We start from the raw sequence: 26,391 nt of genomic DNA on the forward strand, positions 1-26,391 counted from the left end.
CTCTGGTTGTTTTTAAGTATCCATAATTGTTGGTGTATTTACCTCCGCCGGTGGGGCGGTGAAACCCCCCACGACCTTGATCGACTTTCGCAGCACTCCCCCTAGTGCCGCCGGAGCACGCCCCGGACGAAGGCCGCCTGGCCGATGTGCTGGAGATCGTCGGAGATGACGCTGACCAGGCGCACGCCCAGGGTCACCGGCGGGCTCCAGGCCTCGTCCACGACCCGGTCCAACGCGGGGCCGGTCAGGGTGCGGACGAAGGACAGCGTGCGCTCGTGCACCGCGTCGTGGTAGCCGGTGAGCAGCTCCGGGTCGACGCGGACGGCGGCGACGTCGCGGGCGCGGTGACCGTAGCCGGTGGAGCCGGCGGGGAAGCCGAGCGCGAAGCGGTCGAACCAGCCGTCGGCGGTCCAGATCTGTTCGGTGCCGGCGGCATCGGCGATGTGGTCGTCCTGGATGCGGGTCAGGTGCCAGATCAGCCAGACGATCGAGTTCGCCTCCGGATCGACGCGTTCGGCCAACTCCTCGGCGGTGAGGCCGTCCACCACGTCGTGGACGGCCTCGTGGATCCGGCCGAAGGCGTCGGCGAGCAGATCGGCACTCTTCATGGGGACTCCCCGTCCGGGCGCGCCGCCCCTCGGTGTCGGGTGACGGACTGCCAGCATTGTGGCCCACCGGGGTCCGCGCCGCCCGGACCGACAGGCCCGTGCCCGCCACCGCGGGCGAGTCCGGGGCCGCCGGGTGCGAGCTCAGGCCCGGGGTGCCAGCAGGTCGTCCAGTTCGGCCGCGAAGAGCAGGGCGGGGTCGAGGTCCATCCCGGCGAAGTGGCCGGCGAGTTCCAACGACAGGACGCCGTGCAGGCGGGTCCAGACGCTCAGGAACCGGTGCAGGGCCTCGGGCGGGGCGGGGTGGCCGGCGGCCCAGTCGCGGTGGTCCGCCAGATAGGCACCGAGGGGTGTCGCGGCGCCGGCCGGGGCGAGCGCCGCACACGCGTCGAGCAGGGTCGTCATGATCTCGGAGGAGATGGCGGTGATGTCCGCGGGCGCGTGGTACCCGGGGACGGGGGTGCCGTAGACGAGGAGGTACCGCTGAGGGTCCGCCAGGGCCCAGTCGCGCAGGGCGCGTGCCAGTCCGGCCAGGTCGGCGCCGGTGGCGGCGGCCGCGCGGAGGGTCTCGGCGAGGCTCCGGTACGCCTCCCGGACGAGTTCGGTGATCAGGTCGTCGCGGCTGGCGAAGTAGCGGTAGAGCGCCGGTCCGCTCATGCCCATCTGCTTGGCGATCGCGTTGAGCGAGAGTGCGGACGCCCCGGCCGTGGCGATCTGCTCCCAGGCGCGCCGGGTGATCTCCGCCCGCACCTGGGTCCGGTAGCGCTCACGCGGGGTGTTCGCGCCCGTCGTCGCCATGGCCTGCCACCGTTCCCGTCCGTCCGGCTACATCTTCAAGGGTTGGTTAGAAGCTATCACGCAGCCCATTGACCGACCGATCCGCATAGCGTTATAACTTCTAACGAAAGCGAGTGCATCTATCCCCCAGCACTCGCCCGACCACGACGCGCACGACCACGACCACGACCACGACCGACAGAGGAGAACTCCCATGTCCGGCATCCGCCGCACCGGCCTCCGCGCCGCCCTGTGCACCGTCCCGCTCGTCCTCGGCCTCCTCGGCGCCGCCGCCGCGCCCGCCGGGGCCGCCGACTCCCGGCCCGGCAGGCCCCTCACCTGCCGCGGGCTGGGCGTCGACCCCGACGCCGCCGTCCGCCACCGGACCGAGATCGTGATCAACGCCCCGCTGCACACCGTCTGGCGGCTTCAGACCGACGTGGAGCGCTGGCCGTCCTGGCAGACCCCGGTCGACTCCGCGAAGCGCCTCGACCACGGCCCCTTCCGCAAGGGTTCCGCCTTCCGGTGGACGACCCCGATCCCCCCGAACCCGGCGACCCCCGCCACCAGCCTGGAGATCACCTCGACCGTCCGGCAGATCGAGCACGGCTCCTGCATCCGCTGGACCGGCCCCGCGATCGGCGAAGGACTGCGCATCGACGGCGTCCACGTCTGGAACTTCACCCCGGTCAGGGGCGGCGTGCGCGTGAGCACCGAGGAGACCCACACCGGTGCCCAGGTCGAGGCGAACGTGCCCTTCGCGACCGAGATCCTCCGCCAGGGCCTCGAATCGTGGCTGCGCGACCTGAAGTCCACCGCCGAGGCCGGCGCCCACGGCCCGCACCACTGAGCCGCGACCCGCGTCGGGGCGACGCGGCCTACGGGCGCACGTCGCCCCGGCCCTGGGCCGGGTCCGGGCTGCACAGCCAGCCGTTGACGGCGAAGCGGCTGTCCTCGTGCCGCCCGCTCGGGCAAGCGACCGGGCGCACCTCGTGCCAGGCGGTGGGTCGGAAGAAGACGACGCTGTCGTGCTCGGGCTCCCAGTCGCGCCAGGTGCGCCGTTCCCAGTCCCCGGTGGTCGCCGTGTGCAGCGGCAGTGCGGCGTCGAACACCCGCAGCTCGCCCCCGTCGAAGGGCCGGGGCGTGCGGTGCAGGTAGTAGACGAACGTGAGCAGCCGTCGGGGGGAGAACTCGGCGCTGCTGTCCTGGTGCGGCCGGTAGAAGTCGCCGTCGTTGTGCACGTTGAGGCCGTAGCTGGGCCGGGTGTGCTCGCAGGAGACCCCCAGCGCGTGCTCGACCGCCTCCCGTACCTCCTCGATGGCCGCGGTCAACTCGGGCGCGGCGAAGTCCTGGTACGAGCGGGACCGGCGGATGTCGGGGGCCAGCTCGCGGTCGCCGATCGTGGAGGGCTGCAACCGGTCGCCGGTGGCGGCGATGGCGCGCTCCAACAGGGCGCCGGCCGTCCGCCCGCCCAGGAACCCGGTGATGCGACAGACCGTCACCGGAAGCCGCCAGATCGCCTCCGTGGAAACCGGGGAAGGTCGATCCGCGTCGGTCTCCCGTGCTGCCGCGGTGTCCTGCGTGGTCATGCGTCCTGCCTTCCGGATCGCGTCATACGGCCTCGGGGGCGTTCGCGGCCTCCCGCAGGCGGCCCACTTCGGTGGTCAGTTCGTCGACCCGGCGGTTCAGGGCCTGGATGCACACCAGGGCGACGCCCAGGCCGTCGACGACGGAGATGGTGGTGTCGTCCCGGTTGAACCCGAAGGCGGCGTGCCAGTCCTGGGCCATCGGGCCGAGGTGGCGCACCTCCTCGGGCTCCCAGAGGTAGCGCCAGGTGCTGACGGGCAGGGCGGCCACGGTCGCCAGGACGTCGTGGCCGTTGACCGCGCCGGCCGGGGCCACACCGCCGGTCCCCGCCGCCGCCCCGGACTCCGGTGCCGCCCCGGACTCATCCGCCCCGGCCGGACGGCGGTCCGTGGCACGGAGGTCGGCCACCCCGGCCGGACGGCGCAACGCCCGCACCGTCACCGGCTCCAGTCGACCGGGACCACGTCCTGCTTGAGCCCGCGGTCACTGCAGACGGAGCACGGGCCGTTCGGGACGCCGGGGCCCTGGTCGATGCCGATGGTGATCGCTCCGTGGGCGCCGGCCGGGGCGTGGACGCCGTCGCCCATCATCGCGGCCTCGTAGCCGCCGAGCAGCTCCTGGAGGGTGCCGGGGCCCAGGTTCTCCGGGGCGGTGATCGCGGCGATGCCGTCGTAGTCGGTGTAGGCCGCCCCCAGCGTCCGCCCGCCGATGGTGGCGAACACGATCCGGGCGCCGCGGATCGGTTGCCCGGTCACCGCGTCGGCCGCCATCGCGTGGATGTTCTCCAGCTGCATCTGGGTGACGTTCAGACTGGCCTGACTGGCCGTCAGTCTGGTCGGCCTCAGGTCGGGGCACTCCGCCCCGCTGCACGACGGGGCCGCCGGGGTGGTCGCGGACGCGGTGGCACCGCCGCCCACGCCCAGCGACGCCAGTGCGGCGGCCATCACCGCGACGGTCTTACGGCCTACCGAACTCATGTCCACTCCCCTGGGAACCGCCCGGGCGGGAACCACCCGAGCGCGGTCCGTGCCGGCGCAGGGCGGCCGGGACGGCCCCGGCGCGTGCGGCACGCACCGGGCGCCGCCCCGTCAGGACGGCACCACCGAGCGTAACCACGCCCGTACGGCTCAACCAGCCGACAACCATGAGTTCGCGCGATCTGATGAACGCCCGGCAAGGCGGTGACGAACGCGATCGACGCGTACCAACCATTCAGCGGGCGCGGGCCGCCGGACCCGGCCCGCTCCACCCCGGCCCCGTCGCCCGCCTCACTCCCCGGGCACGCCGTCCTCCTGTGCGCGGGCGAGCGCGTCCCGCTCGTGGCCCAGGTTGAGCAGCGCCTCGTCGGCGAGACCGCGCAGGAAGGCCGGACAGAGCCACCGTTCCAGCGGCTCGTCCTCGTCCCACGACCTCAACTCGGCCCGTCCGCCGGGGCTTCGCAGGTGGTAGCCGGTCGTGGCGTTGCCGCTCGGGTCGCCGTCGAGCTCGGGGTGTTCGGCGGCGGTGTGCGCACAGGGGTCCTCGCCCAGGTGGGACCGCGCCCGGATGAGGCCCGCGATCATGTCGTCGAGGACCGGCCGCTCGGTGATCCGCTCCGACAGCGCGTACCACTGGCTCGCGTGCTGGGCGACGACGTAGCCGGCGAGGAAGCCCTTGGTCGGACGGGTCGGCAGGTTGCCGGCCTGGAAGGACAGTTCGTCGCCGGGGTCGCCGTACGGGTAGTCGTCGAGGACGGACGACAGGTCGCTCAGACCGCGCTCATGGGCCCCGGGGATCAGCTCGGGTACGCCGGCCACCGTGAACGGGGCGATGACGTCGGCGGTGATCCGCGCGAAGCCGACGAGGTTGACCGGGCACAGCCACGGGTCGTCCTCCCGGCCGCCGGCGGTCAGGCCCTTCAGCTCGGGCCCGGCCAGCCAGACCTCGTCCTCCTCCAACCGCGCCATCGCGTCCTCGTAGGGGTGCGAGTCGTGGACGCAGGAGGCGTCCCCCGCCACCCGGTCGACGGCGAGCAGGGCGTCCAGCGCACCGCGCTCGGCCTCCTCGCCCGGTCGCCAGGCCAGGTAGCCGGCCATCTCCACCAGGCCGAACAGCCACAGAGCGGCCGTCGCGCCGGCGGGATCGGCGAGCAGACGGCGGGCGCAGTCGAGGACGAGCGGGTCCGCCTCGGCGCGCTCCGAGGACGCCGAGACGGCCCCCCACGCGTCGATGAGCCGCTCGGTGCGGGTGTCAGGTATGTCGATCATGACCCTCAGGACGACGCGCCGCCCTGCGGGGTTCCCGCCGCCCGGGATCAGGCAACGGCGGGCCTCGCAGGGGCGGCACCGTCCGCCGTGCGTGCTCGACGCGGCGTGCGGCGGACGGTAGGGCCGTCAGCCGCCGGCGGGGCCGGTCCAGTCGACCGGTACGTGACCGAGCCGCACGCGCTGGGGGTGGTCGCCGACCGGCACGGACCCGGTCTTGCGGCCGGTCGCGAAGTCGATCGCGGTGACCTGGTCGGCGCCGCTCTCGGAGATCACGCAGGCTTTGCCGTCGCCGCTCACCGTCGCCCAGTACGGCTTCGAGGCGGGCACCAGGGGGCCCTCCTGGAGTGTGGACCGGTCCAGGACCGTGGCGTAGTCGTCCATGGTGCCCGCGACGCAGAGCCGGTCGCCGGCCGGGCTCATCGCCAGGCCGTGATGGCGCGAGTCGTTGACCCAGGTGGTGCGGTCCTCGCTGGTCGCCGGGTTCTTCGGCAGGGTCTTGACGCGGGTCACCCGGTCGCCGGCGACGTCGTACTCGACCAGGCCGTTGAAGAAGGAGACCTGGAAGTAGAGCGTCGACTCGTCGGGGCTGAAGGCGGCCGGGCGGACCGCGTCGGACAGGTCGGACCGGCCGAAGGCGTCCAGCCGCTCCCGCATGTCGATGACCTTCACCGGCGCGAAGGTGTCCGCGTCGACCACGGTGATCCGGCGGTCGCCCTTCGTCCAGTCCAGCCACGGCGCGTCCAGGGCGGTGTTGACCTCGCCGATCGACATGTTCCAGATCCGGCCGCCGCCGTCGGTGAAGATGTTCTCGTGGGGCTTGTCGCCGGTCCCGAAGTGGCCGAGCTGCCGGCCGGTGCGCACGTCCAGCACGTGGACCGTGTTGGAGGTCGAGGCGGAGACCGCCACCCGGGTGCCGTCCGGCGAGAGCGCCATGTGGTCGGAGCGGTAACCCGACACCGGGAAGCGCCAGTTGATCCGGCCGGTGGCGAGGTCCAGGGAGACCACGTCGGCGAAGCTCGGGCGGGAGACGACCACCGCGGAGCCGTCCGGGGTGGTGTACATGTCGTCGACGAACTGGTCGTGCCCCTCGCCCGGGCCGAGCCGGATGCCCAGGAAGTAGCCGAGCTTGACGGGGTTGAGGTAGATCTCGGTGAGCCGCTCCTCCTTGTCGGGGATGACGTCGATCCGCCCGATCCGGGCGAGGTCGCCGGTGGAACGGATGACGTCCGCGGTGCCGTCCCAGTTGTTCCCCACGAACATCACCTCCCGCAGGGGTCGTTCGGACGCATCGGCCACGGTCGCGGAGACCGGAGCGGCCGGCGCGGCTGCGGGGACCGGGGCGGCCGCGCCGGCGGCCAGGCCGAGCGCGGCGGCGAGCGCACCGAGTGCCGTCGTGCCGCGGGCACGGCGAGGGTGGTGGGGGCACGGGGAACCGGGACGGGACATCGCCGCTCCTTCGCGAGCGCAGATTCTGAAAAGGGTGATTGTCAGATTGCGTTACTCGACGGTAAGGACATCCCCGCCGCCCTGACAAGACGTCGGTCGGCAACAATCGGTCGGCAACCATCGGTCCGCGACAATGGACCGGACGTCGGTTGCGGCAGCGGAGGGGGTGACAGCGGTGGCCGGACCCACGGGCACCTACGGCGGCAGGTCCGCACAGGAACGGCGGGCCGAGCGGCGCGAACGCTTCCTCCGCGCGGCGCTGGACCAGTTCGGCGACCGGCCCGGCTACCGGTCCGCCTCGGTGGCGGCCCTGTGCGAGGCGGCCGGGCTCTCCACCCGCCAGTTCTACGAGGAGTTCCGCAACCTGGAGGAGGTCCTCGCCCAGCTGCACCTGCTGGTCAACGACTGGACGGAGCAGGCCGTCGTACAGGCGCTGACCGGCGCCGCCGGCCTCGCCTTCGACCAGCGGATGGCCACCGTGCTGCGCGCCTACGTCACCGCCGCCACCGCCGACCCGCGCCGGCTGCGCATCGCCTTCGTCGAAATCATCGGCGTGAGCGAGGAGCTGGAGCGCCAGCGGCTGGTCCGCCGGTCCCGTTGGGTGGAGCTGATCGTCACCGAGGCCGAGGCCGCCGCCGCCCGCGGCGAGGTCGCGCCGCGCGACTACCGGATCGCCGCCACCGCCTTCATCGGCGCGGTCAACGGCCTGCTGCACGACTGGACGGCCGGCCAGTTCCAGGCCTCGCTCGACCAGGTCGTCGACGAGCTGGCGGCCCTCCTCCGCGGGGCCGTCCGCCCACCGGACCGGGACTGACACCGATCCGTAGGGGGCCGACGCGCCGCAAAGTGGCGTGTCCGGTCTCCGGCCGGGGCCGTGATCCGGGAGTCGCGTGCGGCCGCCGGGCGGCTTCTGCATCCGGTGGGTATCAGTGAGCGCTTGATCGTGCATCGAATCCGCGGGCCGGCCCGCGCCGAAAGGGGCTCGCAGGCGGCCGGGACGCCGGGCGCCAACGGGCCGGCGAGCCGGCCCCGACCCCTCCGGCCTGGGGGTTCACCGACGGAAGGGCCCTCGGCGGGGCTGCGCGTGTCCCCGGGTGCGACGCGGCGGACGTGTCCGATGTCTGCCGTATCGTTCCCTTCTGGTCACCGGCCGCGGGTGCGGCCGGGACCGGTGCCCCACCCGAACCGTCCGCCCAGGAGGTGTCCGCCCGTGTCCTCGTCCGCCCCGACCGGGGCCTCCCCGCGCCCTGTTCGCGTGCTGCTGGTGGAGGACGACGACCTGATGCGCCGCTCCTTCACCGTCGCGCTGGAGCGGTACGGCTACGCGATGACGGCCGCGGCCGACGGGCTCACCGGGCTCGAACTCTTCCGGGACGCGGACTTCGACCTGCTGATCCTGGACGTGATGCTGCCCGGTCTGGACGGCATCGGCCTGTGCCGCAGGGTCCGGGAGTCCAGCCTGGTGCCCGTCCTGATGATGTCCGCGCGCGGCGACGGGCTCGACGTCGTGGCCGGCCTGGAGGCCGGGGCGGACGACTACGTCGTCAAGCCCGTGGACACCTACGTGCTCGTGGCGCGCATCCGCTCGCTGCTGCGGCGGGCGACCTACGCGTCCGCCTCGCCGGGACGGGAGCGCGCCGCGGGCGAGGGGCAGCCGTCCGAGGGGGAGGTCCTGACCTTCGGGGACCTGACCATCGACACCGCCGGCATGGAGGTCTTCGTCTCCGCGAGCCCGGTGGCGCTGACTCCCACCGAACTCAAGCTGCTCCTCGAATTCGCCGCCCACCCGGGCGTCGTCCTGGAGCGGCACACCCTGCTGCGCAACGTCTGGGACTACGGCTGGGACGGCGACAGCCGGGTCGTGGACCTGTGCGTGCAGCGGCTGCGCAGGAAGCTGGGCCGGGAGCGGATCGAGACGGTCCGCGGCTTCGGTTACAAGCTCAGGCGCTGAGGCCGGTGCGTCCGTTCCCCCGGCTGCGGCCGGCCCGCACGTCCCTGCGCCGGAAGATCGCCGCACTGGCCGCGGTCACCGCCTGCCTGGTCGCGGCGGCGGTGGGCGTACTGGTGCACGTGCTGACCGCGCGCGACATCCGCGACCGGGCCGGAGCACAGGCCTTCAACGCCGTGTACTCGGCCATGGACGTCTACCGGCGCACCGGAACGCTGGCCGACGGTGCCGAGCTGGATCCGATCGAGCTGCCCGCGGCGCTGCGCCACCCGGCCAACGGCGACCGGCACACGGCCTACGACGGGCACGTCGAGGGCAACCTGGGGCCGAGCGTCTGGGCCGCCCAGCGAACCGGCGGTCCGGGCAGCCCGGTGCTGGCCGTCCGGGTCAACATGAGCCCGGAGCTCTACGGACTGCACCGGCTCGACGCGACGATGACCGTCGCCTCGCTGGTCGCGCTCGCGGCATCCGCCCCGGTGGCGGTCTACGGGGCCGGGCTGCTCGCCCGCAGACTGCGACGGGTCTCCGAGACCGCGGGCCGGATCTGCGCCGGTGACCTCGACGCACGGACCGGACCCACCAAGGGCCGCGACGAGGTCGCCGACATCGCCGCGACCGTCGACCTCATGGCCGACAGTCTCGGCCGACGGCTGCGCACCGAGCGCCAGTTCACCGCGGACGTGGCCCACGAGCTGCGCACCCCCGTCGGCGGCCTGCTGGCCGCCACCGGCCTGCTGCCCCCCGGTGAGACGGAGGATCTGCTCCGGGCCCGGGTCCGTGATCTGCGCGCCCTGGTCGAGGACCTCCTGGAGATCTCCCGCCTCGACGCCGGTGCCGAACAGCCGGTCCGCGCCCGGGTGCCGCTCGGCGCCGTGGTCGCCGAGGCCGTGGCGCGCACCGGCTCGGACACCGAGGTCACCGTCGTCGGGGCCCGGGACGCGGAGGGTCAGGGCGCGGAGGGTCAGGGCGCGGAAGCACGGAGCGCGCAGACCGTGGAGACCGACCCGCGCCGCCTGGAGCGGATCGTCGGTAACCTCGTCGTCAACGCCCACCGGCACGGAGGCCCCCCGGTGCGGGTCACCGTCGAGGGCCGTACGGTCGTCGTGCGCGACCACGGCCCCGGCTTCCCGGCGGACCTGCTGCTCCACGGTCCGCGCCGTTTCCACACGGGTGCCGCGGAGCGCGGCCCGGGCCACGGGCTCGGCCTGACCATCGCCCTGGGACAGGCCCGGGTCCTCGGCGCCGAACTGCACCTGGGCAACGCCCCGGACGGCGGCGCCGTCGCCACGCTGCGCCTGCCGGACTGACCTCCGGGGCTCCCCCGGACACTCCCCCGGGCGCCCCTACCGAACTGCTACGCAGCGGAGCGGCCACCGATACACGGTGGCTCAGGCCCCGATACGTTCCCCCGACACCCTTCGGAGTGCAGCCTTCCGCACCCGATGAGGAGTCCCCCGTGAGCGCCAACCCCCTCGCCCCGCACGCGTTGCAGACGATGCCGGGTGTCGCTGCCGCCGCCACCGACCTGACGAAGGTCTACGGCGGCGGCGACACCCGGGTGGTGGCCCTGGACCGGGTCGACATCGAGTTCCGGGAGGGCGAGTTCACCGCGATCATGGGCCCCTCCGGCTGCGGCAAGTCCACCCTGCTGCACTGCGTCGCCGGGCTGGACTCGCCCAGCTCCGGCTCCGTGCGCATCGGCACCACCGAAGTGAGCGGGCTCGACGACCGGCAGCTGACCCGGCTGCGCCGCGACCGGATCGGCTTCGTCTTCCAGGCGTTCAACCTGCTGCCGACGCTGACCGCGCTGGAGAACATCACCCTGCCGCTGTCCATCGCCGGACGCCGGCCCGACCGGCAGTGGCTGGACCGCGTGGTGTCCATGGTCGGCCTCTCCCAGCGCCTCGACCACCGGCCCGCGCAGTTGTCCGGCGGGCAGCAGCAGCGCGTCGCGGTCGCCCGCGCCCTGGCCTCGCGGCCCGCGATCGTCTTCGCCGACGAGCCCACCGGCAACCTCGACTCCCGCGCCGGGGCCGAGGTCCTCGGATTCCTGCGCGACTCGGTGCGCGAACTGGGCCGGACCGTGGTCATGGTCACCCACGACCCCGTCGCCGCCGGGTACGCCGACCGCGTGGTCTTCCTCTCCGACGGCCGCCTGGTCGACGAGATGACCCGGCCGTCCCCGGACCGGGTCCTCGACGTCATGAAGGCCTTCGACGCCCGCTCACGCACCAGCTGACCGGCACCGGCCCCCCACCTCCCATCCCCTCCCGCACTCCCGGAAGCCCCCATGCTGAGAACAGCCCTGCGCAACGTCCTGGCGCACAAGGCCCGCCTGGCCATGACCGTCCTCGCGGTCTCCCTGGGCGTCGCGTTCGTCTGCGGCACCCTCGTCTTCGCGGACTCGACCGCCGCGGCCCACCGCGCCGCCGCGTCGAAGGACTTCGCCGGCATCGCGGTCACCGTCACCGCGAAGGAGCCCCCGCCGGGGACCGCCGCGGACCAGCAGAGCAGCGTGCTCGACGACGCGCTCACGCGAAAGCTCGCCGGCGTGCCCGGCGTCGCCGCCGTACGGCCGTCGGTCGACGGAACGGCCGCGCTGAACGCGGCGGACGGCACGGCCCTGCGGGTCAGGGCCGGGGCCAACCCGGCGGCCGCCTACGTACCGGGCAAGGACGGCACGGACGCCCGCTACCCCCTGGTCGAGGGCCGCGCCCCGGCGAACGGCGACGAACTCGCCGTGGACGCCGGCACCGCCGCCGCCGGCGGCTTCGGCATCGGCGACCGGGTCACGCTGGCCACCGACGGCCCGGCCGTGACCAAGCGGCTCGTCGGCGTCGCCACCACCACGGACACCCGGGTGACCGCGGGCGGCACCCTCGCCCTGTTCGACACGGCGACCGCCCAGCAACTGTTCGCGGCCCCGGGCCGGTACACCGGAATCGACCTGACCGCCGCACCCGGCACCGACCAGTTCGAGCTCTCCCGCCGCGTCACCGCCGTGCTCCCGGCCGACCGGGCCGAGGCCACCGCCGGCGCCGCCCAGGCCGAGCGGCAGGCCGTCCTCGTCGACACCCTGACCCGGGGTTACCAGAAGCTGCCGACGGTGTTCGCCGGCGTCTCGCTGTTCATCGGTTCGTTCCTCGTCGTCAACACCTTCGGCATGCTCGTGGCGCGACGCACCCGTGAGATCGCGCTGCTGCGGGCGATCGGCGCCTCGCGCCGCCAGGTGGCCCGTGCCGTCCTCGCGGAGGCCTTCCTGGTCGGCCTCGTCGCATCGGCGGCCGGTTTCCTGTTCGGCCTCGGCATCGCCTCGGTCCTGCCCGACCTCCTGGGCACCGGCGGCAGGCCCCTGCCCCACGGCCCCCTGGTGATCGGCCCGCGTCCCGTCACCGCGGCCCTCGTCGTGGGCGTGGGCGTCACCCTGCTCGCCGCGTGGCTGCCGTCCCGCAGGGCGGCGAAGGTCGCACCGGTCGAGGCGATGCGCGCGGCCGAACGGCCGCCCTCCGCCGCCCGGTCCCGGGTCCGCGGCGCCGTGGGCCTCGCCCTGCTCGTCCTCGGAGCCGGTCTGCTGGTGTCGCTCTCGGGAGCGAAGGACGCCTCGGAGGAGAACCTACGGAGCGCGATGCTCGGCTGCGCCGTCTTCGTCGTCGCGCTGATCGTGCTGGCGCCGTTGCTCGCCGTCCCGGTGATCCGGCTGGCCGGACGGCTGACCGGCCGCTTCGGGATCACCGGCCGTCTCGCCCGGGAGAACGCGCTGCGCGACCCGCGCCGCACCGCGGCCACCGCCGCCACCCTGGTGATCAGCACCGCGCTGGTCACCGGGCTCGCCGTCGTCGGCAACTCCACCGGGCAGGCGCTCGACCGCCAGGCCGCGGCCGGGCTCGGCGCCGACTACGTGATCGGCTCCCGCACCACCACGACCGGGATCGACCCGGCCGCCGTACCACGCGTGGCCGCCACCCCCGGGGTGCGGACCGCGAGCGCCGTCACGGACTCCGTCCTGTTCATCGGCGGCAGCGTCCGGGAGGTCTCCGGTGTCGACCCCGGCACGGTCGACGACGTCATGAGGCTCGACTTCGTCAGCGGCTCCGACCGGGACCTCGGGCCCGGCCGGATCGCCCTCTCCAGCACCACCGCCCGGGAGAGCGGTCTGAGCACCGGCAGCCGGGTCGACGCCCGCATCGGCCGGAACCAGGACCTCACCGGGTACACCGTCGTCGGCGTCTACCGGGACAACCCCACCGCCCACGACGCCCTGGCCGCCCGCAGCGAGGTGCAGCAGTACGCCTTCCTGCCCCGCTCCGTCCAGCGGATCCTCGTCCGCACCCACCCCGACGCGATCTCCCGGACCACCGAGGCCCGGCTGCGCAGCGCCGTCGGCAACAGCCCGCTGCTGAAGGTGCAGGACCGGCCCGCACTCGTCCGCGAGGCCGCCGGCACCATGGGCGACCTGCTGACCGTGATGTACGGAATGCTCGCCCTCGGCGCCGTGATCGGCGCCCTCGGCATCGTGAACACCCTGGCCATGTCCGTCACCGAACGCACCCGCGAGATCGGCGCGCTGCGCGCGCTCGGCATGGACCGCGCGGGCATCCGGTGGATGATCCGTCAGGAGGCGGTGACCGTCGCCGCGTTCGGCACCCTGCTGGGCATGGCGGGCGGCCTGTTCGGTGCCTGGGCGGTCGGCTCGCTGGCCAACGGGGCGATGGAACAGTACGCCCTGGTACCGCCCTGGGGGACGCTGCTGCTCGTCCTCCTGGTCTCGCTCGCGATCGGCGCGGTCGCGGCTGCCGTCCCGGCCCGCCGGGCCGCCGCCCTGAGCCCGTTGGAGGCCGTCGCGCGGGACTGACGCACGGTCTCCGGCCCAGCGCCCCCGGCCTTCAGCGGCCGCCGCGGGGCCGGTCCTGCGGAGCGAGCGGCCGAGCCGCTCCGGCGGCGATCGGTGCGACGGCGGGTTCAGGAGGCGACGTTCAGCGTGAGCTCCGCGGTGTGCAGCCGGCCGGCGGTCTGGAACTGCAGGAACATCCGCCAGTTCCCGGCCTCGGGGAGCAGGGCCTGGAAGGTCAGCGTCGGGCCGCCGTGATCGCCGTCGACCTTGTCCGTCGGGTGGAGGTGGGCCAGCGCCTGGTCGCCCTCGTGGAAGGCGGTGAGGTGGGCGTAGCTGTCCAGGTACGGCTGGAGGTCGGTGACCGGCCCGCCGTCCTTGCCCACGGTGACGGTGAGTCGGTGGGCGCCGGCCGTCGGCTCGCTCCGGAGGGCGGCGGTGTAGCCGTCGACCGTGGTGCTGCCCGCCGGGGCGGGCAGTGGGAGCGCGGCGGCCGCGCCGGGCACGGTCACGGTGCGGCTGAGTACGAGCTCGCTGCCCTTGCGGGGGCCGGTGTCCGGTACGAACGACGTGTACAGCCGCCAGTCGCCCGGGGTGAGGGCGTCCAGGTCGGCCGTCCAGGTGCCGTCGGCCGCCATCGCCGGGTGCAGGTGCCGGAAGCCGGTGAGATCGGAGCGGATCGCGTAGAAGTGCAGCTTCTTCGTCTGGTGCTCGGCGAAGTCGGTGACCGGCCGGCCGTCCGGGCCGGTGATGGTGAACGGGTATCCCACCGCCCGACCGGCGGACAGGTCGGCGGCCTTGAGGTCCAAGCGGTAGCCGTCCCGTTCGGCGGCGAGGCCCCGGGCGGTCGCGGGTACGTCCGGCATCCCCGGCATCCCCGGCATTCCGTGCGTGGTCGAGGCCGCCGTGCCGGGCGTCGCCGCCATCGCGCCGTGGGCCGTCCCCGGCATGCCCGCAGGCTCCGGGTCCGAGGACGAACCGCACGCGACGAGGCCGAGGAACACCAGAACGGGCACGCAGGACGCCAGCGCCCAACCCCGGGAGTACGAACGGTGAGAAGCGGACATCAACTGGTCTTTCCCGTGTGAGGCGCGCCGAGCGGGGCGGCGCGTGGACGAGCAGGTGTGGAGGCGCCCGGGTCGGCCGTGGTCGGTCCCCCTCCTCTCCTTCGGTCGATGGCGCGTCGAGCGCCCGGCCCGGTGCCGTGCGGGCCGAGGGGAACACGGCCGCACACGAGAGGAGACCACCGGCGGTCGCCGTGATAACCGAAAGTTCGGGTCAGGAGGCCGTGGTGACGGTCACGGTGGTGAACCCGGCGGAGCGCAGCAGCCCCTCCAGCATCGAGCGGGTGCTCTGCTCGGCGCGCCGGGTGAGTTCGGTGTCCTTGGCGGCCTGCTCGATCTTCTGGGTGGCGAGGACCTCGACCTTCTTCTGGTTGCCCGGGTTGCCGCTGAAGAAGTCGCCGATGCGGTCGAAGAAGCCGCGCTGCTGGAGGTAGACGTAGGAGCGCCGGACGTCCAGTGCGGCGGGGGCGAGTCGGGCGGGCGGAACGACCACGGTGGCGGTGCTGCGGTCGTCCGAGACGGTCACCGCGCCCTGGTCGAGGGCGCCGAGGTCGACGGACGCGTCCACGGTGCCGGCCGCCACGTACAGGGTGCGGTTGCCGAGCAGGGCGGACGGCAGGAAGGCGGCCTCGTGGTCGAGGTCGACGACGATCTGGAAGCTGCCCTGGGCGCCGGTGAACTGCTTCATGTCCTGGATGGAGCGCAGCAGGACGGGCTGGCTGCGGTCCACGGTGCGGCGTTCCAGGGGGTTCGGGATCGAGGGGAACAGGCCCAGGTGCGCCCCGGCGAGGAACACCGCGAGGATCGCGGCCAGGGTCACCGGCAGGCCGATGTACCAGGGGGTGCGTCGACGGGCGGGGCGCTCGGCGGCGGGTTCCCGCACGGCCGGTTCCCGGGCCTCGTCCGGGTCCTGGCCCGGAGTGCCGGGGGCGGCCGGGGTGCCGGGAGCGGCCTTCCGGCCGCGTCCGAGGAGTGTCATCTGCTGCACCGTGCTTTCTCTCGTGGGGTGGGCCGGGCGTCGGCCCGCACCGGCGGAGGCCGGCGCGGGGACCGGACCGGCGGCCCGGCCGCCGATGGCAGGCGGGTACCCCGAGGCGGCCGGGTCACACGGGCGGGGATCGCCGCGGGCTGCTCAACTACGGTGATCTTCGGCCGAGTTGAGGAATCACCCCGGAGGCATCGGGGCCGCTGTGGAGTAACCCGGGGCGGGCAGACGAGCGGAGCCGCACCGCCCCGGGACGCGGTCGGCCGGGGAGGATCCGTGGCGTGCCCCCGCAGCCCCCGCCCTTACCGAAGCATGACGCGATGCCCGTGGTCGGCTCCGGTGCCGTCCTCGGCCGGTAGCGTCGCCGGTCATGAGGATTCTGGTCACCGGCGGCGCCGGGTTCATCGGTTCGGCGGTCGCGCGCGCCGTGGTCGCGGCGGGCCACGAGGTCCGTGTGCTCGACGCCCTGCTGCCCGCGGTCCACCCTTCGGGGGTCGCGCCCGAACTGCCGGCCGGCGTCGAGTTCCGGCACGGCGACGTCCGGGACGCGGCGGCGGTGGAGCGGGCCCTGGCCGGGGTGGACGCGGTCTGCCACCAGGCGGCGATGGTCGGGCTCGGGCTCGACCTCGACGACGCGCCCGACTACGTCGGCTGCAACGACCTCGGAACAGCGGTCCTGCTGTCCGCGATGGCACGCGGTGGGGTGCGGAACCTGGTGCTGGCCGGGTCGATGGTGGTCTACGGCGAGGGCCGCTACGCGTGCCCGGAGCACGGGGGCGTGGCGCCCGGTCCACGGCGCCCGGGCGATCTCGACGCCGGCCGGTTCGAACCGCCGTGCCCGCTGTGCGGCGCCGCGTTGCGGCCCGGGATGGTCACGGAGGAGGCGCCGGGCGACCCCCGCAACGTGTACGCCGCGACCAAGCTCGCCCAGGAACACCTGGCCGCGGCCTGGGCCCGCGCGAGCGGCGGGTCCGTCCTGGCGCTGCGCTACCACAACGTCTACGGCCCGGGCATGCCACGCGACACCCCGTACGCCGGGGTCGCCTCGCTGTTCCGTTCCGCGCTCGCCCGCGGCGAAGCCCCCCTGGTGTTCGAGGACGGCGGCCAGCGCCGGGACTTCGTCCACGTCGACGACGTCGCGGCGGCCAACCTCGCCGCACTGGAGGACGTCGGCGACCGCCTGCCGGGCAGTGCCCGGGCGTACAACGTCGGCAGCGGGGAGGTGCGCACGGTCGGCGAGATGGCCTCGGCGCTGGCCGACGCCTACGGGGGGCCGGCGCCGGTGGTGACGGGGCGGTACCGGCTCGGGGACGTCCGGCACATCACCGCCGACTCCTCCCGGCTGCGGGCCGAGCTGGGCTGGCGGGCCCGGGTGCCGTTCGGTGCGGGGATGGCCGAGTTCGCCGCCGCGCCCCTGCGGGTCTGACTACCCGCGCGCCGCCGGGAGGGCGATCTCGAAGCAGCAGCCCCCGGTGACGTTGTGCACCCGGGCGCGCCCGGCGTGCGCCTCGACGATGCCGCGGACGATGGCCAGTCCGAGCCCGGCGCCGCTGTCCCCGCCCTCGCCGGGGTCCCGCCGCGGCGTGCGGGCGGGGCTGCCGCGCCAGCCGGTCTCGAACACCCGGGAGAGGTCCTGCTCCGGGATGCCTCCGCAGCCGTCGGTGACCGAGAGCACCACCTCGTCCACCTCGCGGCGGGCGGAGACGGCGACCACGCCGTCCTCGGGCGTCGAGCGGATCGCGTTGACCAGCAGGTTGCCGAGCACCCGGGTGATCTCGCGGCTGTCCACCTCGACCGGCTCGGCGGCGACCTGGCGGCCCTCCAGGCGGACGCCGCGCTGCCGGGCCAGGGGGTGCGCACCGGCCAGGGCGTCGTCGACCAGGTCGTAGACGGAGACCCGGGACAGCGAGAGGGACAGCGCGCCGGCCTGGATCCGGGAGAGTTCGAAGAGGTCGTCGACCATCCCGGTGAGCCGCTCCACCTCGGCACGGATCCTCTTGAGGTAGTGCTCCGGCCGCTCGGCCACCCCGTCCTCCAGCGCCTCGGCCATGGCGCGCAGCCCGGCCAGCGGGGTGCGCAGGTCGTGGGAGATCCAGGCGATCAGCTCGCGCCGCGAGGCGTCCAGCGCCTGCGCCCGGGCCCGTGACTCGGCCAGCCGGGCGCTGGTGGCGGCGAGTTCCTCGCTGAGCTGGGCCAGTTCGAGCCCGAGCGGGTGCTCCGGTGCGGCGAAGCCGGCGTCGCTTCCGACGGTGCGGGCGGCCGCGGTCAGGGCCCGGCTGCCGGCCACGACCTGGCGGCCGAGCAGCGCGGCCGTGAGCAGCGAGACCACGGACGCCATGCCGAGCACCGTGATCACCACACCGAGGTCGTGTCCGGACAGGAACATCGCCTGGGCCACGGCGAACGTCCCGGAGGTGACCGCGAGGACGGTGACGACGGCGACGCAGAAGAGCGAGAGCGCCACCGAGCGGCGGCGCAGCAGTCGCACGGCCACCCATCCGAGCAGACCGGCTCCGGTGGCGCCGAGCCCGGCGAACAGGGCGATCAGCAGCAGGTCCTTCACGCCGGGCCGCCCTTCTCTTCCGTCACCGGGTCGTAGCGGTAACCGACGCCCCAGACCGTGGTGATCAGCGCCGGCGCGGCGGGGTCGTCCTCGATCTTCTCGCGCAGTCGGCGGACGTGGACGGTGACGGTGGACAGGTCGCCGAAGTCCCAGCCCCAGACCCGCTGCATCAGCTCCTGCCGGGCGAACACCGTCCGCGGGTGCCGCAGGAGGAAGGCGAGCAGGTCGAACTCCCTGAGGGTGAGGAGGAGTTCGTTCCCTCTGCGGTGGGCCCGGCGGGCCGGCGGGTCGAGCGTGATGTCCCCGGACACCAGGGGCACGGGGGCCGGCGCGGTGGTCGCGGCGGCGCGTGAGCGGCGCAGGACGGACTGCACGCGCAGGACGAGCTCCCGCGGGCTGAACGGCTTGGTGACGTAGTCGTCCGCGCCCAGTTCCAGGCCGAGGATGCGGTCGGCCTCGTCGCCCTTGGCGGTGAGCATCACCACCGGCAGGTCGGCGCCGTTCTCGGTGGCGCGCAGCCTGCGCAGGATCTCCAGACCGTCGATCCCGGGGAGCATGAGGTCCAGGACCAGCAGGTCGGGGCGGTGGTTGCGGGCCAGGTCGAGGCCCTGGACGCCGTCGCAGGCCCGGTCGACCTGGTGGCCGGCCCGGGTGAGGTAGCCGGCGACGACCTCGCCCACGGTCAGGTCGTCGTCGATGACCAGGATGCGGGCGGGGTCCGGTGGGCCGGCGGAAGCGGGGCTCTCGTTCACCTCGCCGAGGATACGAGCTGCGGCCGGAGTCGGGTGGGTCGCAGCGATGCACGTTCCGGTTCCGTAAGATCGCGGGCGCGGCCGGGGTGCCGCGATCCGCCGTTGGACTTTCGTAAGGGCGCGGTTCGGCCGCCGGCGGGCCGCCCGCCCTTAGCGTGGCCGGCGTGATCTCTCCGATTCCCCTCCTGCCACCCGCCGATGTGATCCTGCCCTGCCTCGACGAGGCCGAGGCCCTGCCCTGGGTCCTGGGGCGCGTACCCACGGGCTGGCGGGCGATCGTCGTCGACAACGGGTCCCGCGACGGCTCCGCCGGGCTGGCTCGCTCGCTGGGTGCGAGCGTCGTCGAGGAGCCGCGGCGCGGCTTCGGCGCCGCGTGCCACGCCGGCCTGCTCGCCGCCACCGCCGAGCTGGTCTGCTTCATGGACTGCGACGGCTCACTGGATCCCGCGCAGTTGCCGCGCGTCACCGCACCGGTCCTCGCGGGCTCGGCGGACCTGGTGCTCGGCCGCCGCCGCCCCGCGACCGCCGGTGCGTGGCCGTTGCACGCCCGCCTGGCCAATGCCGCCCTGGCCCGGCGGCTGCGGGCGAGGACGGGGGCGCCGCTGCACGACCTCGGGCCGATGCGGGCCGCCCGCCGTGAGCGGCTGCTGGCGCTGGGCCTGGGCGACCGCCGCTCCGGCTACCCGTTGGAGATGGTGCTCGCGGCCTCGGCGGCCGGGATGCGGATCGCCGAGACGCCCGTCGACTACCTGCCGCGGACCGGCCGCTCCAAGGTCACCGGTACGGTGCGCGGCACCCGGCAGGCCGTCCAGGACATGCGGGCCGTGCTGGCCGCGCCGCCGCCGACCCTGCTGGTGATCGCCAAGTCGCCGGTCCCGGGCCGGGTGAAGACCCGCCTCAGCCCGCCCTGCACACCCGAGCAGGCGGCGACGCTGGCCGAGGCCGCGCTGGCCGACACCCTGGCGACCCTCGACCGGGTACCGGCCGGCCGGCGGCTGCTCGTCCTGGACGGCGCCGTCGGCCGCTGGCTCCCGCCCGGCTGGCAGGTCGTGCCGCAGTCGGGCGGCGGACTGGACGAACGGCTCGCGGCCGCCTTCGCGCACGCCGCCCGGGCCGCCCCGGACGCGCCCGCGCTGCTGGTCGGCATGGACACCCCGCAGGTGGACGCCGCCCTCCTCGCGGAACCCCTGTCCCCGGCGCGCCGCCCGGGCGTCGACGCCTGGTACGGCCCGGCCGCCGACGGTGGTTTCTGGGCCCTCGGACTGGCGCGGCCCAGCGGGCCCCTGGCCCGGCGGCTGCTGCTGGGCCTGCCGATGTCCACCCCGGAGACCGGGCAGGCCCTGCTCGACCGGCTGCTGGCGGAGGACCTGACGGTCCACCGTCTCCCCGTGGTCACCGACGTGGACACCGTCCGGGACGCGCGCCGGGTCGCCGCCGAGGCCCCGGGCAGCAGGTTCGCGGCCTGTCTCCAAGCGATCGAGGCCGCCCCGGAGGTGGCGGGGTGAGCGTCGCCGCCGACGCGTGGGTGGACGATCCGTTCGCCGAGGCCGTGCGGACCGGGCGGGGCCCGCTGTGGCTGCGCCGCGAGGACGGCCGCCGGATCCCGCTCGACGTCGAACGCTGGTGCGCGCCCGCCGCCGGCGCGGACCACGGCCTGCTGCTGCGCTGCACCCGGCTGACCGCGCCGGTGGTGGATCTCGGCTGCGGCCCCGGCCGGCTCGTCGCGGCCCTGCTGGGCCTGGGCGTGCCGACGCTCGGTGTCGACATCACCGGCACCGCGGTGGCCCGGACCAGAAGCCTCGGCGGGCCGGCCCTGCGCCGCTCGGTCTTCGAGCGGCTGCCCGCCGAGGGCCGCTGGGGTGGCGCGCTCCTGGCCGACGGCAACCTCGGGATCGGCGGCGACCCGGGGCTGTTGCTCGGCCGGAGCGCCGAACTCCTCGCGCCGGGAGGCGTGTTGCTGGTCGAGGTGGAACCGCAGGACATCGACGAGCGGATCACCGTCCGGGTCGAGAGTGGCGACGGGCGGTTCGGGCCGCCGTTCGCCTGGGCCCGCTGCGGCGCGACGGCCACCGTCCGTCGGGCCGAGCGGGCCGGGCTCGTGGAGACCGAGCGCTGGTCCTCCCACGGCCGCCGCTTCCTCGCCCTCAGGCGGGCCGGCCGTCCTCGGTGACGGGCACCGCCTCCTCGGGCGCCGGGCTCGCTTCGGGCCACAGCGGGTGCTCGCGCTCGGCCCAGCGCCGCTCGACCAGCCCGGTCCGCATCCCGCGCCGGGCCTCCGGGTCCCGCACGGCCATCCGGACGTGCCCGGCGATCGCCGTGGCGACGGCCGCCGCGAACCAGTCGTGGACGAAGGTCGCGCCGGTCCGCCAGGCCGGCGGGGTCAGGTGGGTGAGCCACATCAGCAGGCCCGTCCCGAGGATCACCAGCATCGCCCCGAGCGTCCACTGGGCGTACAGCTTCTGCCCGGCGTTGAACTTCCCCGCCGGACGGTACGAGGCGCGGGCCCGGGTCGCCCGGAGCCACGCCCAGTCGGCGGGACCGAAGCGGCTCAGCCTCGACAGGTCCGCGCGCACCGCCCGGAAGGCGAGTCCGAGCAGCAGCGGCACCGGCAGCGCCAGGCCGCACCACACGTGCACGGTGACGACCAGCCGCCGGCGCCCGACCAGTTCGGCCAGCGGCGTCAGGTAGAGGCAGGCGGCGGTGGCCAGGCAGGTCAGCATCAGGGCGGCGGTGGCGCGGTGCACCCAGCGCTCGGCGCGGCTGAAACGGAGCAGGAGGTCAGGCGGTCGGCGCATCGTCACGTCCGTTCGACCGGCCGACCCAGGCGTCGACGTCATAGCCGAGCCGCTCCCAGTACCCCGGCTCCACCTTGTCGGTCACCGTGATCCCCGACAGCCACTTGGCCGACTTGTAGAAGTACATCGGCGCCACGTACAGGCGCACCGGCCCGCCGTGGGAGTGGGAGATCGGGGCGTCCTGGAGCCTGAGCGCGACCACCACGTCGTCACGTCGGGCCTGCTCCAGGGTGAGGCTCTCGGTGTACTCGCCGTCGAAGCAGCTGAACCGCACCGCGGCGTCGAGCAGGTGGGCCAGCGGCACGCCCTCGAACGGGGTGGCCGGTACCCGCCACCCCGTCACGCACTGCACGTCCCGCACGATCCGGCGCTGCGGCATCGCCTGGAGGTCGGCCAGGCGGTAGCTGCCGGGGCGGTCCACCAGCCCGTCCACCGTCAGGCTGTACGTGTCCGGGCCCTTGGTCGGCACCGAGGAGACCACGGAGTAGTACCGGAAGCCGCCGCCTCCCGGCAGCAGTCCGGTGAGCCCCGTCGGGTCCTTGCCGGCCACGGTGTCCTGGGCGCGCTGGAGGGAGGGTCCGGCCACCACGCCCGCGGCGCCGAGGCCGAGGAGGCCGAGCACCACCCGCCGGCCCACCGGGGTGCCCCCGGTCTGCTTCGCTGTTCTGTCCACGGCTCCGATTCGACCAGTCGGACCGGTGCCGCGACCAGGTCCGGCGCCGATCCGTCAGGCTTTCGTCATCTCCGTCCTTCCGTCATCGCCGTCCCTTCGTCATCGCCGTCCCTTCGTCATCGCCGTCCTTCGTCATCGCCGTCCTTCGTCATCGCCGTCCTTCGTCATCGCCGTCCCCGCACGACGGGCCGGCCCGTACCGGGGGCGCCGCTCCCGGAGTCCGGCGCCGCCGGGCTCCGCCGGGATCGCACCGGCCCGCGCAGCAGCGGCACCAGGAGGACGCAGGCCAGGGCCGCTCCGTAGGCGGCCTGCTGCGCCACCTCGCCGCCGACCAGGTAGAGCACCTGCCCGGCGGCCGGCACGGCCAGCCACTCCCAGGCGCCGTCGAGTGCGACCAGGGCCACCACCAGCAGGCCGTACCAGGGGTAGGCCGGCGCGACGAGCAGCAGGGCGCTCCCGGTCACCAGCAGCGCGCCCCGCCACGGGCGGCGGGGGTCGCCGCGCCGCAGCACCCACAGCACCACCGCCGCCAGGACCAGGCCCGCCGCCCACGGCGCCCAGCCGTCCGGCACGGCCAGTCGCAGGAGCCCGAACCGGTCCAGGTGCCCCTGCTCGTAGCCCTCCTCCCGCAGGTACCCGGGCAGGTAGCCCAGCACCGCCGGGCCCGAGACCGCGACGTAGGGCAGGTACGCCACCGCGAACGCCCCGAGTGCCGCGCCGAGGACGACGAGGTCGTTCCTGGTCGGACGGCGGGAGAGCACCCCGGACAGCGCCCCGGGCAGCGCGAGGGCCGGCAACAGCTTGGTGGCGACCGACGCGCCGAGCAGGACGCCCCCGGCGCCGGGCCGACGGCCCGCGGCACAGCCCAGCCCGGCGGTCATCAGCAGCGCCCCGAGGGTGTCGACGTGCGCGTCGTTGACCGCCCACACGGTGATGCCCGGACACCACCCCCACAGCGCCGCCCGCCGGCTCCCCCGCCCGATCACCAGCAGGAGACCCGTGGTGGCGACCGCCAGCAGCGCACCCGCCGTCTGCACCCCGCGCACCCCGCCGCCGAACGGGTGCACGGCGAGGAACCACGCCTGCGCGACCGGGGGGTAGATGGTGCGCACGGCGGGCCGGTTGATCCGGGTGCAGTCGCCGGCCGCCGTCCGCCGCTCGTCCCATCCCGAGCAACCGTCCGACGCCGGGAACAGGCCCGCGTCGCGCAACCGCACCAGCGCCGGGTCGTCCGGGGCGTGCGCGTACGGGGAGATGCCGGCCGCCTGCACCCGTCCGTCCCACACGTACCGGTAGGCGTCGTCGCTGGTGCGCGGCGGGGCCAGCAGCCCGACGGCCGCGACGGCCACGCTCCCGGCCAGCACCAGCGGGACCACCCGGTGGCCCGGCACCCGCCGCAGCAGCGCCAGCGCGAGCACGAACAGTCCCGCGTCGACCGCGTACCAGCCGTACAGCGGGTCGCGGTCGGCGAGCGTGCCGCCGCCGGTCACGGTCACCGCCAGGGCCGCCACCAGGGCGGCGAGGGCGAGCGTGCAGGGCAGGAGGGTGCGAGTGGCCACGCGCTCACCCTGCCACCGCCGCCACCGCGCACCGGCCCGGGCGGGGCCGCCGTTCGGATTCCGTAAGCACGTCGAACCACCCGCCGGGGGCCCGGGAACGCTTCGATGAGGGCGTGGAATCCAAGCACCCCGGCGCCCGGCGCCGGCTCCTCCCCGCACTCCCCCCGCCGCCCGCGTTCCTGCGCCGCGGCCCGTTCCGTGACGGCGCGTTCGGCTCGGCGCTGCACGAGCCGCGCACCGCCGTCGTCCTCGGCCGGTGGCTGGGCGCCGCCCTGCTGGTCTGCTTCCTGACCGGTCTCACCAGCCACGTGCTCCAGGACCCGCCGGGCCTGCTCACCGGCCTCCTGTCCGCACGGCCGGTGAACGGCTACCGCGTCACCCAGGGACTGCACGTCGTCAGCGGCCTCGCCGCCGTCCCGCTCGCCGGGGCCAAACTCTGGACGGTCTACCCGCGGTTGTTCGAGTGGCCGCCGGCGCGGAGCGTGGCGCACGCGCTGGAGCGGCTGGGCATCGCCGTGCTGGTGGCCGCCGTGCTGCTGGAACTGTTCACCGGCCTGCTGAACACCCTCCAGTGGTACCCGTGGCCGTTCCCGTTCCGCCAGACCCACTTCTGGCTCGGCTGGCTGGCGACCGGCGGGCTGCTGGTCCACATCGCCGTCAAGGCGCCGCTCATCGCCGGGAACTGGCGGCGGCCGCGGGTGCCCGTCCCGGGGCGGCGCGCGTTCCTGACCTCCGTCGCGGCGGCGGTCGGCGCGGTGACGCTCACGACCGCCGGACAGACCGTGCCCTGGCTGCGCACCCTGAACCTGCTGGCTCCGCGCCGCCCCGACCTCGGCTCGCAGGGCCTCCCGGTCAACCGCACCGCCGCCCAGGCCGGGACCACTGCCGTTCCCGCCACCTGGCGGCTCCGGGTGGACGGCCCGCGACCGTACGAGCTCACCCTCGACGAACTGGCCCGACTCCCCCAGCACGAGGCCGTCCTGCCGATCGCCTGTGTGGAGGGCTGGAGCGCGAGCGCCCGGTGGGGCGGCGTCCGGGTCGCCGAGCTGCTGGCCCGGGCCGGCGCGCCCGCCGGCTCCGCCGTGCGGGTCACCTCGTTGGAGACGGACGGCCCGTACCGGGTCATGGAGATGCCCGCGCAGTACGCCGAGGACCCGCTCACCCTGCTGGCCCTCAGGGTCGACGGCGAGACGCTGGACGCCGATCACGGCTTCCCCGCGCGCATCATCGCGCCGAACCGCCCGGGCGTGCTGCAGACCAAGTGGGTCGCGCGGCTGGAGGTGGTCCGATGACCACCTGGCTCCGTGCTGCGGCCCTGGCCGCCGGTCTCGCGCTGATCGGCTTCGGCCTGTACGGCCTGCTGACCGACCCCTACCTCACCGACCCGGCGCAGGTCCTCACCTGGGCGGTCGGGGCGCTCGTCCTGCACGACGCCGTGTGGCTCCCCCTGCTGTGCCTGGTCGGCGCCCGCCTGGCCCGTGGGCCGGTCCTGCGCGGCTGGCTGATCGTGGTCGCCGCCGTCACCGCCGTCGGTCTGCCGGCCGTCCTGCGCGCCGACGACGATCACGGCAACCCCTCCCTGCTGCCGTTGCCCTACCTGCGCAACTGGCTGGCCGTCCTGGCGGCCACCGCCGCGCTCGCCCTCGTGATCGGGCTCGTCCGGCGGTGGCTCCGGCCCCGGCCGGTCAGTCGCCGGGAAGGCCGGTCGTGAGGCCGTCCAGCGCCTGACCGCACGGGCAGGCCCGCTCGGCGGGCAGCAGGCCGACCGCCTTGAAGAGCACCGTGCGCAGCCGCTCCACGTTGCGCGAGAAGACCGCGAGCACCTCCGCGTGGGTGACCCCCTCGCCGCTCTCCACACCCGCGTCGAGGTCGGTGACCAGGGCGATCGAGGTGTAGCACAGCCCCAGTTCACGTGCCAGGACGGCCTCCGGGTGACCGGTCATGCCGACCACCGACCAGCCGTTGGAGGTGAACCACCGGGACTCGGCGCGGGTGGAGAACCGGGGCCCCTCGATGACCACCAGCGTCCCGCCGTCCACCGGCTCCCAGGCCGCGCCGGAGGCCGCCGCGAGCGCCGCCCGGCGCCCCTGCGGGCAGTACGGGTCCGCCATCGACACGTGGACCACCTCGGGCACCGAGCCGTCCGGCAGCGGCACTCCGTCGTAGAAGGTCTGCACCCGGCCGGAGGTCCGGTCGACGAACTGGTCGGGCACCAGCAGCGTCCCGGGCCCGTAGTCGGGCCTCAGCCCGCCCACCGCGCAGGGCCCGAGCACCTGGCGCACACCGAGCGAGCGCAGCGCCCAGAGGTTGGCGCGGTAGTTGATCCGGTGCGGCGGGATCCGGTGGCCGCGCCCGTGCCGGGGCAGGAACGCGACCCGCCGGCCGGCCGCCTCGCCCACGAACAGCGCGTCGCTCGGCGCACCGTACGGGGTCTCCACCCGCACCTCGACCACGTCGTCCAGCAGCTCGTAGAGCCCGGATCCGCCGATCACGCCCACCTCGGCCCGAGGAAGAAGGATCTGATCGTCCGTCATTCGACACACCTCTCTCACCTGACTGTGCC

Annotated in this window: 26 protein-coding genes and 1 pseudogene; 12 read left to right on the plus strand and 15 right to left on the minus strand. The window is 74.7% G+C overall.

Translation table 11 applies throughout. The features are described from left to right. Positions 1-101: 101 nt before the first annotated feature. Positions 102-608, minus strand: a complete 507-nt coding sequence (locus ACFVYI_RS37050; protein WP_387893806.1) for a DinB family protein — start codon at positions 606-608, stop codon at positions 102-104. Positions 609-749: 141 nt separating this feature from the next. Further along, entirely contained in the window at positions 750-1,403 is a 654-nt protein-coding gene (locus tag ACFVYI_RS37055) for a TetR/AcrR family transcriptional regulator (protein ID WP_387893808.1), read from the minus strand. Positions 1,404-1,596: 193 nt separating this feature from the next. On the opposite strand from ACFVYI_RS37055, the gene ACFVYI_RS37060 reads away from it, so the two are divergent. Next, a complete protein-coding gene (locus ACFVYI_RS37060; RefSeq protein ID WP_387893810.1) occupies positions 1,597-2,232 on the plus strand; it encodes an SRPBCC family protein in 636 nt (211 codons plus the stop codon). Between the two features lie 28 nt (positions 2,233-2,260). On the opposite strand, the gene ACFVYI_RS37065 is transcribed toward ACFVYI_RS37060, so the two are convergent. The 5 genes from ACFVYI_RS37065 to ACFVYI_RS37085 form a co-directional block, all read right to left on the minus strand. Further along, complete coding sequence (locus ACFVYI_RS37065) at positions 2,261-2,971, minus strand: 2OG-Fe(II) oxygenase (RefSeq protein WP_387893812.1); 711 nt, start codon at positions 2,969-2,971, stop codon at positions 2,261-2,263. A gap of 22 nt (positions 2,972-2,993) precedes the next feature. Continuing rightward, complete coding sequence (locus ACFVYI_RS37070; RefSeq protein WP_387893814.1) at positions 2,994-3,410, minus strand: tail fiber domain-containing protein; 417 nt, start codon at positions 3,408-3,410, stop codon at positions 2,994-2,996. After that, positions 3,407-3,946, minus strand: coding sequence for a hypothetical protein (locus ACFVYI_RS37075; RefSeq protein ID WP_387893816.1), 540 nt, complete (start codon positions 3,944-3,946; stop codon positions 3,407-3,409). The genes ACFVYI_RS37070 and ACFVYI_RS37075 overlap by 4 nt, the downstream gene beginning before the upstream one ends. A gap of 291 nt (positions 3,947-4,237) precedes the next feature. After that, positions 4,238-5,215 carry a hypothetical protein gene (locus ACFVYI_RS37080; RefSeq protein WP_387893818.1) on the minus strand — a complete coding sequence of 326 codons (978 nt, stop codon included), beginning with the start codon at positions 5,213-5,215 and terminating at the stop codon, positions 4,238-4,240. Between the two features lie 126 nt (positions 5,216-5,341). Further along, positions 5,342-6,661: a YncE family protein gene (locus ACFVYI_RS37085; protein WP_387893820.1), complete on the minus strand. Its 1,320-nt coding sequence runs from the start codon at positions 6,659-6,661 to the stop codon at positions 5,342-5,344. A 175-nt stretch (positions 6,662-6,836) separates the two neighbouring features. Between ACFVYI_RS37085 and ACFVYI_RS37090 the strand changes: the two genes are divergently transcribed. The 5 genes from ACFVYI_RS37090 (at position 6,837) to ACFVYI_RS37110 (ending at position 13,461) form a co-directional block, all read left to right on the plus strand. Then, a complete protein-coding gene (locus ACFVYI_RS37090; RefSeq protein WP_387893822.1) occupies positions 6,837-7,475 on the plus strand; it encodes a TetR/AcrR family transcriptional regulator in 639 nt (212 codons plus the stop codon). A 468-nt stretch (positions 7,476-7,943) separates the two neighbouring features. Then, positions 7,944-8,612, plus strand: a complete 669-nt coding sequence (gene cseB / locus ACFVYI_RS37095) for a two-component system response regulator CseB (RefSeq protein WP_387893861.1) — start codon at positions 7,944-7,946, stop codon at positions 8,610-8,612. Between the two features lie 5 nt (positions 8,613-8,617). Next, entirely contained in the window at positions 8,618-9,916 is a 1,299-nt protein-coding gene (locus tag ACFVYI_RS37100; RefSeq protein ID WP_387893824.1) for a sensor histidine kinase, read from the plus strand. A 188-nt stretch (positions 9,917-10,104) separates the two neighbouring features. After that, positions 10,105-10,848, plus strand: a complete 744-nt coding sequence (locus ACFVYI_RS37105) for an ABC transporter ATP-binding protein (protein WP_387893863.1) — start codon at positions 10,105-10,107, stop codon at positions 10,846-10,848. Positions 10,849-10,899: 51 nt separating this feature from the next. Continuing rightward, complete coding sequence (locus ACFVYI_RS37110) at positions 10,900-13,461, plus strand: ABC transporter permease (RefSeq protein WP_387893825.1); 2,562 nt, start codon at positions 10,900-10,902, stop codon at positions 13,459-13,461. Between the two features lie 107 nt (positions 13,462-13,568). On the opposite strand, the gene ACFVYI_RS37115 is transcribed toward ACFVYI_RS37110, so the two are convergent. Together ACFVYI_RS37115 and ACFVYI_RS37120 are read right to left on the minus strand one after the other, a co-directional pair. Continuing rightward, a complete protein-coding gene (locus tag ACFVYI_RS37115) occupies positions 13,569-14,504 on the minus strand; it encodes a hypothetical protein (RefSeq protein WP_387893827.1) in 936 nt (311 codons plus the stop codon). A 211-nt stretch (positions 14,505-14,715) separates the two neighbouring features. Next, complete coding sequence (locus ACFVYI_RS37120) at positions 14,716-15,480, minus strand: DUF4230 domain-containing protein (protein ID WP_387893828.1); 765 nt, start codon at positions 15,478-15,480, stop codon at positions 14,716-14,718. A 376-nt stretch (positions 15,481-15,856) separates the two neighbouring features. Between ACFVYI_RS37120 and ACFVYI_RS37125 the strand changes: the two genes are divergently transcribed. After that, a complete protein-coding gene (locus ACFVYI_RS37125; RefSeq protein ID WP_387893830.1) occupies positions 15,857-16,912 on the plus strand; it encodes an NAD-dependent epimerase/dehydratase family protein in 1,056 nt (351 codons plus the stop codon). Here ACFVYI_RS37125 and ACFVYI_RS37130 read toward each other — a convergent pair whose 3' ends face one another. Continuing rightward, on the minus strand, positions 16,913-18,049 hold the full coding sequence (locus ACFVYI_RS37130) for a sensor histidine kinase (RefSeq protein ID WP_387893832.1): 1,137 nt from the start codon (positions 18,047-18,049) through the stop codon (positions 16,913-16,915). Further along, the gene (locus ACFVYI_RS37135; RefSeq protein WP_387893833.1) at positions 18,046-18,801 is read right to left on the minus strand and encodes a response regulator transcription factor; all 756 of its coding nucleotides are present in this window, start codon (positions 18,799-18,801) and stop codon (positions 18,046-18,048) included. Before ACFVYI_RS37135 ends, ACFVYI_RS37130 begins: the two co-directional genes overlap by 4 nt. 164 nt (positions 18,802-18,965) lie before the next feature. On the opposite strand from ACFVYI_RS37135, the pseudogene ACFVYI_RS37140 reads away from it, so the two are divergent. The 3 genes and pseudogenes from ACFVYI_RS37140 to ACFVYI_RS37150 all read left to right on the plus strand — a co-directional run. Continuing rightward, a pseudogene (locus tag ACFVYI_RS37140) lies at positions 18,966-19,676 on the plus strand (glycosyltransferase family 2 protein); the annotation flags it as partial. 174 nt (positions 19,677-19,850) lie between these two features. Next, positions 19,851-20,306, plus strand: a complete 456-nt coding sequence (locus tag ACFVYI_RS37145) for a DUF2064 domain-containing protein (RefSeq protein ID WP_387893864.1) — start codon at positions 19,851-19,853, stop codon at positions 20,304-20,306. Continuing rightward, the gene (locus ACFVYI_RS37150; RefSeq protein ID WP_387893835.1) at positions 20,303-20,971 is read left to right on the plus strand and encodes an SAM-dependent methyltransferase; all 669 of its coding nucleotides are present in this window, start codon (positions 20,303-20,305) and stop codon (positions 20,969-20,971) included. The genes ACFVYI_RS37145 and ACFVYI_RS37150 overlap by 4 nt, the downstream gene beginning before the upstream one ends. Here ACFVYI_RS37150 and ACFVYI_RS37155 read toward each other — a convergent pair. From ACFVYI_RS37155 to ACFVYI_RS37165, 3 genes are all read right to left on the minus strand, one after another. Next, positions 20,946-21,596: a cytochrome b/b6 domain-containing protein gene (locus ACFVYI_RS37155; RefSeq protein WP_387893837.1), complete on the minus strand. Its 651-nt coding sequence runs from the start codon at positions 21,594-21,596 to the stop codon at positions 20,946-20,948. The two genes, ACFVYI_RS37150 and ACFVYI_RS37155, sit on opposite strands and share 26 nt — an antisense overlap. Further along, positions 21,580-22,269 carry a molybdopterin-dependent oxidoreductase gene (locus ACFVYI_RS37160; RefSeq protein ID WP_387893839.1) on the minus strand — a complete coding sequence of 230 codons (690 nt, stop codon included), beginning with the start codon at positions 22,267-22,269 and terminating at the stop codon, positions 21,580-21,582. Before ACFVYI_RS37160 ends, ACFVYI_RS37155 begins: the two co-directional genes overlap by 17 nt. 164 nt (positions 22,270-22,433) lie before the next feature. Further along, on the minus strand, positions 22,434-23,828 hold the full coding sequence (locus tag ACFVYI_RS37165) for a hypothetical protein (protein ID WP_387893841.1): 1,395 nt from the start codon (positions 23,826-23,828) through the stop codon (positions 22,434-22,436). A 179-nt stretch (positions 23,829-24,007) separates the two neighbouring features. Here ACFVYI_RS37165 and ACFVYI_RS37170 point away from each other — a divergent pair, with 179 nt between their 5' ends. Then, a complete protein-coding gene (locus ACFVYI_RS37170; RefSeq protein ID WP_387893866.1) occupies positions 24,008-25,120 on the plus strand; it encodes a molybdopterin-dependent oxidoreductase in 1,113 nt (370 codons plus the stop codon). After that, positions 25,117-25,539, plus strand: coding sequence for a hypothetical protein (locus ACFVYI_RS37175; RefSeq protein ID WP_387893843.1), 423 nt, complete (start codon positions 25,117-25,119; stop codon positions 25,537-25,539). The genes ACFVYI_RS37170 and ACFVYI_RS37175 overlap by 4 nt, the downstream gene beginning before the upstream one ends. Here ACFVYI_RS37175 and ACFVYI_RS37180 read toward each other — a convergent pair. Then, complete coding sequence (locus ACFVYI_RS37180; protein ID WP_387893845.1) at positions 25,514-26,362, minus strand: S-methyl-5'-thioadenosine phosphorylase; 849 nt, start codon at positions 26,360-26,362, stop codon at positions 25,514-25,516. The two genes, ACFVYI_RS37175 and ACFVYI_RS37180, sit on opposite strands and share 26 nt — an antisense overlap. Positions 26,363-26,391: the final 29 nt, after the last annotated feature.

Origin of the sequence: Kitasatospora sp. NPDC058218 (assembly GCF_042882445.1) — a bacterium.
Classification (GTDB): domain Bacteria; phylum Actinomycetota; class Actinomycetes; order Streptomycetales; family Streptomycetaceae; genus Kitasatospora.

Bases quoted from the DNA above. Each gene is read 5' to 3' on its own strand.
- ACFVYI_RS37050 (WP_387893806.1), bottom strand. From the start codon at position 608: ATGAAGAGTGCCGATCTGCTCGCCGACGCCTTCGGCCGGATCCACGAG.
- ACFVYI_RS37055 (WP_387893808.1), bottom strand. From the start codon at position 1,403: ATGGCGACGACGGGCGCGAACACCCCGCGTGAGCGCTACCGGACCCAG.
- ACFVYI_RS37060 (WP_387893810.1), top strand. From the start codon at position 1,597: ATGTCCGGCATCCGCCGCACCGGCCTCCGCGCCGCCCTGTGCACCGTC.
- ACFVYI_RS37065 (WP_387893812.1), bottom strand. From the start codon at position 2,971: ATGACCACGCAGGACACCGCGGCAGCACGGGAGACCGACGCGGATCGA.
- ACFVYI_RS37075 (WP_387893816.1), bottom strand. From the start codon at position 3,946: ATGAGTTCGGTAGGCCGTAAGACCGTCGCGGTGATGGCCGCCGCACTG.
- ACFVYI_RS37080 (WP_387893818.1), bottom strand. From the start codon at position 5,215: ATGATCGACATACCTGACACCCGCACCGAGCGGCTCATCGACGCGTGG.
- ACFVYI_RS37085 (WP_387893820.1), bottom strand. From the start codon at position 6,661: ATGTCCCGTCCCGGTTCCCCGTGCCCCCACCACCCTCGCCGTGCCCGC.
- cseB (WP_387893861.1), top strand. From the start codon at position 7,944: ATGCGCCGCTCCTTCACCGTCGCGCTGGAGCGGTACGGCTACGCGATG.
- ACFVYI_RS37105 (WP_387893863.1), top strand. From the start codon at position 10,105: ATGCCGGGTGTCGCTGCCGCCGCCACCGACCTGACGAAGGTCTACGGC.
- ACFVYI_RS37110 (WP_387893825.1), top strand. From the start codon at position 10,900: ATGCTGAGAACAGCCCTGCGCAACGTCCTGGCGCACAAGGCCCGCCTG.
- ACFVYI_RS37115 (WP_387893827.1), bottom strand. From the start codon at position 14,504: ATGTCCGCTTCTCACCGTTCGTACTCCCGGGGTTGGGCGCTGGCGTCC.
- ACFVYI_RS37120 (WP_387893828.1), bottom strand. From the start codon at position 15,480: ATGACACTCCTCGGACGCGGCCGGAAGGCCGCTCCCGGCACCCCGGCC.
- ACFVYI_RS37125 (WP_387893830.1), top strand. From the start codon at position 15,857: ATGAGGATTCTGGTCACCGGCGGCGCCGGGTTCATCGGTTCGGCGGTC.
- ACFVYI_RS37155 (WP_387893837.1), bottom strand. From the start codon at position 21,596: ATGCGCCGACCGCCTGACCTCCTGCTCCGTTTCAGCCGCGCCGAGCGC.
- ACFVYI_RS37175 (WP_387893843.1), top strand. From the start codon at position 25,117: ATGACCACCTGGCTCCGTGCTGCGGCCCTGGCCGCCGGTCTCGCGCTG.
- ACFVYI_RS37180 (WP_387893845.1), bottom strand. From the start codon at position 26,362: ATGACGGACGATCAGATCCTTCTTCCTCGGGCCGAGGTGGGCGTGATC.